Source organism: Desulfosarcina sp. (assembly GCF_041551955.1).
Classification (GTDB): domain Bacteria; phylum Desulfobacterota; class Desulfobacteria; order Desulfobacterales; family Desulfosarcinaceae; genus Desulfosarcina.
The window spans coordinates 1-2,373 of record NZ_JBFELV010000587.1 but is presented as its reverse complement, the minus strand read 5'-3'; the positions used below and the strand labels follow the sequence as shown (position 1 = coordinate 2,373).

Here is a 2,373-nt window from a genome sequence, read left to right as displayed (position 1 = left end):
TGATCTTCTTGCCGGATGATATCGTCATCAGGCCGTTATCGGTAAGCACGATCATCGATCCGCCTTCCACAACTCCCAATTCACTCTGGTTTTCTGTCACCGTCACAAGCCCTTTTAACGCGCCATCACCGGCGGCTGCATTGAGTTGAATGCGTTGGACGCTGATCGGACCGTCCGGTGTAATGAAAGAAAAAGAACGATTCATGGCCGATGTTTTAAAATAGACGGTTCCTTTTTTGATGAACAAGTTCCTCTGCCGACCGGAGGTATTGATCGAAAATAGGCTTTGGTCCTCACCCACGAGGTACAAATCGTCCAGCTTGACGGCGCACCTCCCGTCAGCGGAGATGATCGACCCTTCGGGCAGCGGTGCCTCCTTGGTGTAGACGCCTACGATTGTATCACCGCGATAAAGGGTTACTTTATTGGTCGGGTAAATCCGGTCCGCGTCGGCCAGAACAGGCACACTCTGGCTGACCATCAAAAATGCCAGTGAGAAGACAAGGATTCTGATTTGGATTCTTTTTTTTCTTAAAAAGATCATGACATGAACCTCCTGTATGTTTATTGAACAACGTTTTAATAGGACTTATCTCTAAAATAAGGTTCAGGGTTCAGGGCAAGGCATGCAACGGTGAAAAAACGGAGCATACATGAAGTATGTGAGTATTTTGATACGTTTCATAACGCCGCCATGGGCACTTAGACTATTTTTGCGATAGGTTCTATACGATTATATTCAGAAAAAGAAGCAGTAATATGAAGATGAAAACCAGGCCGCCTAAATACCAACTTAATATGGTGGGTCTCTCATCTGCAGGGAAAGACCTTGTGGGACGCTCGCGCCAGCGCAACAGATGTTGCCGGCTGATGTCATAGTGATGCCGCAATACCGGGTCATTCAGGGTTCGATAGGCATCGTTCAATTCAACGAATTGCCGGGTGCCGCCATTCAGGTTCGCATTGGCGTCCGGGTGAACCCTGCCCGCTTTTCTGCGAAAGGCTTTTTTGATCTCCTGCGCATCGGCTTGGGATCGAACGCCCAGGAGACGGTAGTAATCGACGGCGGCATCGGAAGATGGCACGATTCCGAGCGCCCTGGCGGCGGGTGTGAGTTTTATCTTAAGACGATTCAGGTTCATGCCGCAGTCACGGCAAAAGCTGACAAGGGCGCCGGCAAATTGCGCGTTGGGTTCAGCCCCCGGAGCGACAATCGAACGGCATAACCGCAGATAATCCGCGTCAGCGGCCATCAGCATGATCAGTGACGGCGTGTCGCTGCACTCACCTACCTGCCGGATAAAGTCGGTGAGCAGTCGCTGTTGGTTACGGGGTTGGTTTGGCTTCGTTTCCAATGCTACCCTAACTCTTTAATAGCGTTTCCTTGTCCTGGGCGCCCAAGCCATAGCTGGAATAGGCCTGATAGGATTTGTAGTATCCCCCGTAGCCGAATTTCCTGTTGAAATCCACTTTGTTGACCACGCAACCCAGGATTTTGCCGTTGACGTTCGTAATCGACCGCTTGAAATGTCCGATGGCTTCACGGCTGGATTCCCCGATGCTGCTGACCAAGACGATGCCGCCGACGCATCTTGACAGGATCAAGGTGTCGGCAAAACCGATGTGCGGCGGGCCGTCCAGGATGATTCGGTCATACCGATCAGCCAGCCTGCCCAGCAGGATTTTAAACCGCTCGGAGGCGAGCAATTCGGCTGGGTTCGGCGGTACCGGTCCGGATGGTATGATTCCCAGGTTTTTTGTCCGGATGTTATACATTTTCAGTTCATCGGTAACCTCGGCCAGAAAACTCGACATGCCGTTGCCGTTGACGCGGTGCTTTAGGTTAAACACTTCATGCAGGCGCGGTTTGCGCAGGTCGGCATCGATGATCACGGTCTTTTCGCCCGCGGCGGCAAAACTCAAGGCCAGATTGACGGCCAGGGTGGTTTTGCCTTCACTGGGCAGGGTGCTGGTAACCAGAAAGCATTTTGAGCGGGCACCGGAACCGGAAAGCTGAACGGAAACACGCGTTGAGCGGATGGCTTCGGAGAAAGGGGACCGTGGATGACGCAGAAAGGCGTTCTCCAGCCCATGCTCGTCGGGTTTGGCTTGTGGAATTGTACCCAGCAGCGGAATTTGAAATCGGTCCGCTATCTCACTCGGATTGGTCACCGTGTCGGTGAAGTACTCGGCCATGAATGCGCATCCGACACCGCCCAGCAGACCCAGGACGATGGACAGCACCAAATTGAGTTTGACGTTGGGCTTGACGGCCAAAAGCGGCAGGTCGGCCCGGTTGACGATCTGAATGTTGCTCGAAGAGACCCCCGCCATGGATTCGATCTCCTTGGCGCGCTGCAGCAGGCTCTGGTA

The 2,373-nt window shown here is 52.9% G+C and carries 3 protein-coding genes; all 3 read right to left on the bottom strand.

Annotation, left to right across the window (positions count from 1 at the left end):
- The coding region (locus ABYV26_RS24520) for a hypothetical protein (protein ID WP_372683972.1) at positions 1-544 on the bottom strand (544 nt) is incomplete at its 3' end.
- A gap of 181 nt (positions 545-725) precedes the next feature.
- Positions 726-1,355 carry a J domain-containing protein gene (locus ABYV26_RS24515; protein WP_372683971.1) on the bottom strand — a complete coding sequence of 210 codons (630 nt, stop codon included), beginning with the start codon at positions 1,353-1,355 and terminating at the stop codon, positions 726-728.
- A 7-nt stretch (positions 1,356-1,362) separates the two neighbouring features.
- Positions 1,363-2,373, bottom strand: a 1,011-nt coding sequence (locus tag ABYV26_RS24510; RefSeq protein ID WP_372683970.1) for a polysaccharide biosynthesis tyrosine autokinase, incomplete at its 5' end; no start/stop codon positions are given.